The organism is Phyllobacterium sp. P5_D12, assembly GCF_054049495.1.
Genome location: NZ_JBFUMG010000547.1, coordinates 1 through 2,962 on the forward strand (window position 1 = coordinate 1; position 2,962 = coordinate 2,962).

General features: G+C 55.7%; 3 protein-coding genes. 1 reads left to right on the forward strand and 2 read right to left on the reverse strand.

Features of this window, described 5'->3' with window-relative positions; genetic code table 11:
• Nucleotides 1-1,170 (reverse strand): hypothetical protein (locus ACXJ5O_RS23275; RefSeq protein ID WP_457301978.1); only part of this gene is annotated, 1,170 nt, incomplete at its 3' end.
• A gap of 481 nt (nucleotides 1,171-1,651) precedes the next feature.
• Here ACXJ5O_RS23275 and ACXJ5O_RS23280 point away from each other — a divergent pair.
• Complete coding sequence (locus ACXJ5O_RS23280) at nucleotides 1,652-2,026, forward strand: response regulator (RefSeq protein WP_457301979.1); 375 nt, start codon at nucleotides 1,652-1,654, stop codon at nucleotides 2,024-2,026.
• A 105-nt stretch (nucleotides 2,027-2,131) separates the two neighbouring features.
• On the opposite strand, the gene ACXJ5O_RS23285 is transcribed toward ACXJ5O_RS23280, so the two are convergent.
• Nucleotides 2,132-2,962 (reverse strand): aldo/keto reductase (locus tag ACXJ5O_RS23285; protein ID WP_457301980.1); only part of this gene is annotated, 831 nt, incomplete at its 5' end.

Consider the following 2,962-nt stretch of genomic DNA (forward strand, 5'->3'; position numbering starts at 1 on the left):
GATCCCGCCCTCGACCCAAGCGCCGTAATATTCCGGCCAGGCGTTGAGCCGCCCATCCTGAGTGACATAGAGATAGATCCAGAAGCGTATCTCCGCATCATAGTTGAACCAGTTGTTCACCTCGACCTCAACCGGAATTCGGACGTAGACGTACATCTTTCCGGTCTCGTTGGGGTGGCCGTCCTTGCCATCCGGAAACAGGTCCCAGGTCAGGATGGGATCGCCCCGGGGCGACAGCTTTTCCTGCGAGGATATAGCAGCCGTGATCTGGCTGGGGGATACGAGGTTGCCGAGCGACTGGACGACTTCGTTCAAGGATTTCCGGTAGATGAGGACCGACGAAGTCCGATCGTTCATGAACGATCCGAGGGAAGAAAGCCTGGGATTGTCCCCACCATTGGCATCCAGTTTGACGTAACGGTCCCGGAAGCGATCCGTCTGGAAAAGGAACAGGCGGCCGCCAACCTCGTCGGGGCTCGCGCTATGCTCGGCGGACGAGACCCGGTCGTTGAAATTGTACCAGCTGAGGTTGACGAAGCCGGTCAGCAAGCCGCCCACGGACAGGTTGAGGAACATGGACGCGCCGTTGAAGTCTGAGTGCTGGTAGATGGTTCCGGTAACGTTATCGCCTTGGAACCCGCCCTTGCCCTTCCGCTTCCGTTTCTCGGCCAGCAGCTTCTTCGCTTCCTCGACCAGCCCGTCGATTTCCCTGTCCGTCCGTCCGCTGATGCCGATGCGATTGATCGCCATTTCGATCAGGATCGCGCCCTTGGCCGACGGCTCCTTCCGATATTGCTCAACCGCATCGCGCAATTGTTCCTCGGCCGACATCCCCGATCGGAAGAGGTCCGCCTTTTTGTAAGGTACCCCCAGGAACCCGCGATTGTACCGGATGTCATCGGGGCTGGGCTCGGGCGTCTGGGCGTCTCGCGGTGCCCGCGCCAATCGCGCCTTGGGCTTGTCGGACGAATTACCCGACTTACACGGCCGGCAGCGATGCATTTGCTCGCACAGCTCCTTCAGACGATCGCAGTCCATGAAGAGCTTTTCCAGTTCCTGCTTTTTCATTGGTTTGTCCCATTCAGCGCAATCACCTGACAGGAAGCCGCACCAGACTAAGTAGGCACGGCGTTGTCGGGTGGAGTTGAGGACGCTGTCCTCGGCGTCCATTCCCTGCCGTCGGGTCCTGCGCAGGTCGGACGAATGCTCTTGAAGGAACGGCCAGGCATGGCTCGCTGGGCCAAGTAGCCTAACCCGTCGCGCATTCGCTCAACTTGCTCGCGTCCCCGGCAAACCATACACTTTTGCTCTTCCTTTTACGAGCGGACAATGAAAGGCAAGACCAAGCACAGAAATGCAGTGTCTTAAAGAACCGTTGTATCCGGCTGACATTGCCCGAATGGCGCTTTGGCTGGCCGCAGATGGCAGCAGAATGTGCACCAGTAGGCCGACTTGTCGTACGAGGAGAGGCCGACGCGATTTGGCGGGGTGGGATCATCGACTTCGTCTTCACGCTGTAGGCGATGACGGGTCAGAAATCGCGCGCGTGCTTGTCGGAAATTGTTTTATCGTATTTGGATTACCCTTATGATGACGCGCGGAACTTCACGCGCCAGGCCGTTCCTGGTCAGCTACGTCGACGGGGCCGGACGTGACAAACCATTCCGAACGAGCTCTTTCCATTCTTCTCTGTGAAGACGAGCCGCTTATAATGATGCACGTTTCCGAATTTCTGCAATCCCGTGGAATTTCGGTCACCGAAACTGTGAAGGCTTCTGAAGCTCTAGCTGAGATGGCCATGGCCAAGTTCGACATCATTGTTGCGGATATCGAACTGCCAGATATTTCAGGCGTGGAACTGGCTAGATCTGCCCGCGCAATCGATCCTGAAATTGGCGTCATCTTTGCGACAGGCCATTTAGACCCGGAGAATGCTCGCCAAATACCAGCATCCCTGGTGTTGAGCAAACCATTTGGAGAGAAACAATTGTTGCGCGCAATCCGAAAGTTGACTGTCGATTCTTGACCGCGCCGGAAGAACGAAATTCGGAGGCTCACCGCRTAGATCATCGACCGTTGAGTCGTGCAATCTAGCTAAGGTATTACCCGTCTCGTATCGCTACCAATACGCTTATGCTGGAGACGTGATATTCAAGGGTGGCGCGTCATCTCGCAGCAATCCCTCAGCTTTGAGTTCGGCCCATAGTGCGCTCGGCAGTTCTTTCCCAAGGATGGCCCGGTTTGCATTGACCTCTGAAATACTTTGGCCTCCGGGAATTACCGAGACGACAGCAGGGTGATGAAGCGGAAAATTTAGCGCAGCCTCTATCATTGCAACATCGTGCCGCCTGCAGATGGCATCGATATGCTTCACACGTTCGATTACATGCAATGGCGCTTCTGAGTAGTTATAATGAGCGCCGGTGGTTGGTCCGCGAGCGAGGATACCCGAGTTGTAAGGACCCCCTAAAATGATGCCGATGCCACGTTCTTCACACATGGGCAGGAAGGTCTCCAGAGCATCCTGTTCGAGCAATGTGTACCGGCCCGCCAGCAGGAAAAGATCGAAGTCGCCCTGTTCAGCCAGATCCTGACACATTTGCCATTCATTTAGTCCCCCGCCGATGGCCTTAACTACGCCCTGGTCCCTGAGCGACAGCATGGCATGGTACCCGCCATCCATAAATTGATCGAGATAGGTCTGGCACTTCTCAAGCGTACCGTGTGTGAAGACATCCAAATCGTGCGCAAGAAGAATGTCGAACCTATCGAGGCCGGTCCGCTCCAGCGATATCTCGAAAGAGCGCATAACTCCGTCATAACTGTAATCATAAACCTCGCGACGATTGGGTGTATCAAAGAATTTGCCGATGCCCGTTCGCTGCTCCGGCGGGCAAGCTTGCAACAGCCTGCCGACCTTTGTGGATATGATGAACTCGTCTTGAGGCTTGGTCGTCAAAAA